The organism is Aeromonas sp. QDB56 (assembly GCF_027705505.1).
GTDB lineage: Bacteria > Pseudomonadota > Gammaproteobacteria > Enterobacterales > Aeromonadaceae > Aeromonas > Aeromonas caviae.
Map to the genome: position 1 here is coordinate 1 of NZ_JAPDBZ010000213.1, position 4107 is coordinate 4107.

Annotated in this window: 4 protein-coding genes; 2 read left to right on the forward strand and 2 right to left on the reverse strand. The window is 48.0% G+C overall.

Annotated features, from left to right (window positions below; translation table 11 throughout):
* Window positions 1–319: 319 nt before the first annotated feature.
* Window positions 320–1537 carry a tetracycline efflux MFS transporter Tet(E) gene (gene tet(E), locus OKB81_RS19580; protein ID WP_017411290.1) on the reverse strand — a complete coding sequence of 406 codons (1218 nt, stop codon included), beginning with the start codon at window positions 1535–1537 and terminating at the stop codon, window positions 320–322.
* A gap of 80 nt (window positions 1538–1617) precedes the next feature.
* On the opposite strand from tet(E), the gene OKB81_RS19585 reads away from it, so the two are divergent.
* Window positions 1618–2250 (forward strand): tetracycline resistance transcriptional repressor TetR(E), encoded by a 633-nt coding sequence (locus OKB81_RS19585; protein ID WP_017411289.1) that lies wholly within the window; start codon window positions 1618–1620, stop codon window positions 2248–2250.
* A gap of 386 nt (window positions 2251–2636) precedes the next feature.
* On the opposite strand, the gene OKB81_RS19590 is transcribed toward OKB81_RS19585, so the two are convergent.
* On the reverse strand, window positions 2637–3617 hold the full coding sequence (locus OKB81_RS19590; RefSeq protein WP_139743098.1) for a hypothetical protein: 981 nt from the start codon (window positions 3615–3617) through the stop codon (window positions 2637–2639).
* Between the two features lie 162 nt (window positions 3618–3779).
* On the opposite strand from OKB81_RS19590, the gene OKB81_RS19595 reads away from it, so the two are divergent.
* Window positions 3780–4040, forward strand: coding sequence for a hypothetical protein (locus OKB81_RS19595; protein WP_005323888.1), 261 nt, complete (start codon window positions 3780–3782; stop codon window positions 4038–4040).
* Window positions 4041–4107 lie beyond the last annotated feature (67 nt).

Sequence of the window (4107 nt, forward strand, 5' to 3'; positions counted from 1 at the left end):
GCAGCGAAAATCGATACAGAACAGGACCTTAGAAGGAATTTCAAATGAAGTGTTTTCTTAAGGTCCTGTATATGAATGGGCATTATGCGCTGACAGATTGGCATGGTGGCTTGCAATTGTGGAAGACAGTTCTTTATTCTGTTTACCATACTTTCAGTATGGCGACAGTCGTTATGGAGTAGCGTTAATACTACTCAAATAGTATGGCTTGCATTGTAGGTTCTCGTAGTAGTCCAATGTGCTACATTCACAATTTCTGATGCTGTGCAACGGTCGGTTTCACGTCTAGGAATTGGGGGCATACAGTTACCATTACCATTTAAAGAAATGGCTGTGAATTGCTCTGATTTTTCGGGTGGGCAGCCCTGCCGGGATAGAAAAACCTCAGTATAGTCAGTGCAACTACATACAATCCGCATCCAACTATCCACACCCAACCATTCCAAGATTCGTGGGTTGCACTATACAAAAATGCAAAAATAAGTGGACCGATTACACCCGTGAGGTGTGTCAAACTGGTCAGCAACCCTTGCAATTGTCCTTGTGCTACCTGACCGACACGAACAGATATAATTCCCTGCAAAGCGGGAAGAGTTATGCCACCACAAGCGAGTAACAGCACAACTGGCCAAACCATCCAGCTTTGCGTAATGACTGCCAATAAAAGTAGGCCACAGCCATCAGCCAAGATGCCAACCACGATAGCTTTCTGATCTCCCAAATGTTTAGCGATAAAACCAGCAGCAAGTCCTTGAAACAGTGCGTGTGTAAGCCCAAACACAGCCAATGAAACACCGACCATTACGCCATCCCATACGAAGCGCTCTTCTCCGAATAAAACCCATAATGTTGCAGGGATTTGGCCAATCAATTGAATGATGAAAAAGACAACTAGCAATCCCGATAATGGGGAGATCATCTCGCGTATGGAGGATGTGGTTTCATTGATTGTTTCATTCTTTATCTCGTCACTAACCTGATTAGCATTATGGGTCTCATGTAAAATGAATAGGGAGACCAGAAATGCCAGCCCGTTAATAGCAGCAGCGAACATAAACGGTGCCTGTACCGAAAGTTGACCTGCAAAACCACCAATGACTGGTCCAGCAATCATACCGCCACCAAAACAGGCACCCATCATACCAAACCAATGTGTCCTGGATTCCTCAGGTGTGACATCGGCAATTGTTGAGGCTGCAACAGCTCCAGTCGCACCGGTAATACCAGCAATTAAGCGTCCCAGATACAACACCCACACTACGCTGGCTGTTGCCATTAATGCGTAGTCCAGTGTTGCACCTAAAAGTGAAAGTAATAATACAGGGCGACGACCTATGCGATCTGACCAGCGGCCGAGAAGAGGGGCAAAAATCACTTGCATCATTGCATACAGCGCCAATAAAACACCGTAGTTCTCCGCAACATTAGCCTTTCCAACAAACTCCCGTAATAACGCCGGTAAGACAGGCATAATTATGCCAATCCCCATGGCATCTAAAAAAATGATGACCAGTGCCATCATCACAGTGCGGTTCATAGTTAACGCTCTCTATCGGTGATAGGGTTTGAAAAGTAACTCTATCAGTGATAGATTGTCAACAGCGAAAGGAGATAGTGATGGCACGACTAAGCTTGGACGACGTAATTTCAATGGCGCTCACCCTGCTGGACAGAGAGGGGCTAGAGGGCCTGACTACGCGTAAGCTGGCGCAGTCCCTCAAAATTGAGCAACCGACTCTGTATTGGCACGTGCGCAACAAGCAGACCCTTATGAACATGCTTTCAGAGGCAATACTGGTGAAGCATCACACCCGTTCAGTACCGTTACCGACTGAGAGTTGGCAGCAGTTTCTCCAGGAAAATGCTCTGAGTTTCCGTAAAGCATTATTGGTCCATCGTGATGGAGCCCGATTGCATATAGGGACCTCTCCTACGCCCCCCCAGTTTGAACAAGCAGAGGCGCAACTACGCTGTCTATGCGATGCAGGGTTTTCGGTCGAGGAGGCTCTTTTCATTCTGCAATCTATCAGCCATTTTACGCTGGGTGCAGTATTGGAAGAGCAAGCCACAAACCCGACAGAATACAATACAGTGATGGACGCTGTGCCACCATTATTACAGGAGGCATTTAATGTTCAGACGAGAACCACTGCTGAAACGGCCTTCCATTTCGGGCTGAAATCATTAATAGTTGGATTCTCTGCACAATTAGATGAAAAATATATGTCCATCCAGGGTAATAATAAATGATGCTGTCTATGGGGCAGTACTAACGGTAGTAATTTTAAATCTATCGCCAGTGATTTTTATTTTTCACGCGACAAATATTCTTGAAAATGTGTATGTGCATAGCCTTTGATAAATTAGGGAGATCCGAACAAGAGGGGGATTTCTTTGCGGGTCTGGCGGTGTTTGCCATTGAACTCGTAGTCAGCGAAGGTCAGTTGATGGCTCACGTTGGTTCTCATCCATGGTACTAAGAAAATCTGATGATCTCGTGTCAAGGATTTGTTCGCACCCTCCCCATCACGTCAAATAGAGCCTGTTTTCCAACTTAAATGTCCTGTTTGCTCACGGAGCAGATGTAGTATTACTTTTGAGTTTCCAACTTAAATGTCACATTTGGTATCGTTAACTCATTGAATACTTTGATCTGCCAGTTTCCAACTTAAATGGTTGTGATCAGTTTTCTTCAATACTCCCTCGTTGGAATGCTCGCGCAAGTAGGGGGTCGTGTCGAGTTTGTAGCCAAATGCTGACATGTTATCGATGTTCTGACTTTCACCCATTATCAGAATAATAACTCTGCTCTGCTCTGCTCCAGTCTGGATGGAGGGGGCCTCTTTTACATATTTATCCACATTACTTTGACCGCTTAGTTGGTCGGGAACCGTTTTACCTAGGAATATTGACGAGGTTTGAATGGCTGATCGCAGTGCTGAGTAGCGTAGATGGGGAGCATCTTCACTCTTGCTCTTGGCAAGAGCGGATTGAATTACCGGGGCAATCAAGATTAACGAAAAAAAGGCGATCAAGCGGCGGCTGTCGCTTTTTGGCATGGTGGCATGACGTAGTAGCACAATAGGTAACAAAGAGAGCAGAGCGATCAGCAGCGGTAATAGCAAGCTGGGTAGCATGGTGATACCGGTGCGATAGACCTCAGAAAACTCTTCGAAAAAGAGCAAAATTTCGGTTGGTGAGAGCCAGGAGTGATAGATCCCGAGGTGGGCGAGTTGGCTGAAAATGAAGTAGAAAAACAGCGCTGCTGTGATGATGTTGAACCCGCGACTGCGTACCCGCAGGGCGATAAAATAGAAGATAGCGCAGATAAACAGCCCTTCCCCTTTGTTGAAATGGGTTCCAAGGTTCAGGTAGGCGCGATAGCTCGCCTCTAGCAGTAGTGGCAAGGTAGCGGCCAACAGGGGCAGCAGGGCAAATATGGCCCATCGACGAATATGTGGCTTGTTCCAAAAAGTGCGGTTCATGGTCTTAGTTCCTGTTGGCATTTCATTACGATTTGCGACCTTCCCTTGGCCATTGAGGTTGAAGCTTTCCAGATAGGCTGTATCGATTGGGTGAGCGGAGGCTTGCGAACAACTCGATAATTTGGGCATCACGGGCGCATCCAGCGCCGTGCACGATACACCATTACCGCGCATAAGGGGGGCTTATGGTAAATCCAAGCCCCTTTTTGCTGCCTATCAGCCTGCAAGATGGCTTGTTTTGCAGGGCGTTATCTCCCATTCTGCGCCGCACTATCCCTTGTGTCGGAGCATTCCATGAAAACCATCACTCATCCCACCCTGGTGCAACTGGTGGCGGCCGGTGCTGTGCGCGTCGTTGTCGCGGTCGGACAACCTGGCGGCTGGACCCTGCTGGTGCGCTACGGCCTGGCCGAACGCGCCCTGGCCGCCCAACGTAGCAAGCAACTCAGGGTCTTTCGCAAGCTCGATACCCTGGTGCTCTACCTGCAGCAGATCGGGGTCAGCCGATTCGAGGTTGATGCTGCAAAATTCATGGTTGCCCCGAGACCATCTTAAATGCGAAAGGGGACTCCCTCCGACGTAGGTGGGAGGGGAATTTCGCCGGGGCGTCAGCCCCGCTGGT

Excerpts from the sequence above, each read along its gene's own strand:
- OKB81_RS19585 (WP_017411289.1), top strand. The coding sequence starts at position 1,618 with ATGGCACGACTAAGCTTGGACGACGTAATTTCAATGGCGCTCACCCTG.
- OKB81_RS19595 (WP_005323888.1), top strand. The coding sequence starts at position 3,780 with ATGAAAACCATCACTCATCCCACCCTGGTGCAACTGGTGGCGGCCGGT.